General features: G+C 62.9%; 1 protein-coding gene. It reads left to right on the top strand.

The features are described 5' to 3' along the window. A partial coding sequence (gene mobH / locus F7R02_RS25725; protein ID WP_208789153.1) for a MobH family relaxase occupies positions 1 to 706 on the top strand: 706 nt, incomplete at both ends.

The raw sequence follows: 706 nt of genomic DNA, 5'->3' as shown, positions 1-706 counted from the left end.
CTACGCCGCGCTTGTGCAGCAATTTCCCGCCTCAGAGAGCCACCACCATGCCTACCACGGCGGCATGCTCGACCATGGTCTTGAAATCGTTGCCTACGCGCTCAAGCTGCGGCAGTCCTATCTGCTGCCCGCTGGCGCAACACCCGAAGACCAGGCCGCACAAGCCGAAGCCTGGACCGCCGCCACCGCCTACGCCGCCCTGCTTCACGACATCGGCAAGATCGCTGTTGATCTGCATGTCGAGCAGGCCGACGGCAGTGTCTGGCACCCCTGGCATGGCCCGCTGAAGCAACCCTACCGATTCCGCTATCAAGAGGATCGCGAGTACCGCCTGCACAGTGCAGCTACCGGCCTGCTGTACCACCAGGTGATCGATCGCTTCATCCTTGACTGGCTCAGCGGCTTCCCATCGCTGTGGGCGGCGCTGCTGTACATCATGGCAGGACAGTACGAGCATGCCGGGGTGCTCGGGGAACTGGTGATCAAGGCTGACCGTGCGTCCGTCGCCCAAGAACTGGGAGGCGATCCGGCAAAGGCGATGGCCGCACCGAAGCATGCTCTGCAGCGCAAGCTGCTTGACGGCCTGCGCTATCTGCTCAAGGAAGAGTTGAAACTAAATCAGCCCCAGGCGTCCGATGGCTGGCTGACGCACGATGCGCTCTGGCTCGTCAGCAAGACCGTCTCGGACAAGTTGCGTGCCCACCTG

This window comes from Xanthomonas cissicola (assembly GCF_008801575.1).
GTDB lineage: Bacteria > Pseudomonadota > Gammaproteobacteria > Xanthomonadales > Xanthomonadaceae > Xanthomonas > Xanthomonas cissicola.
The sequence above is the reverse complement of the archived record's forward strand: the minus strand, read 5'-3'. Positions and strand labels throughout refer to the sequence as shown.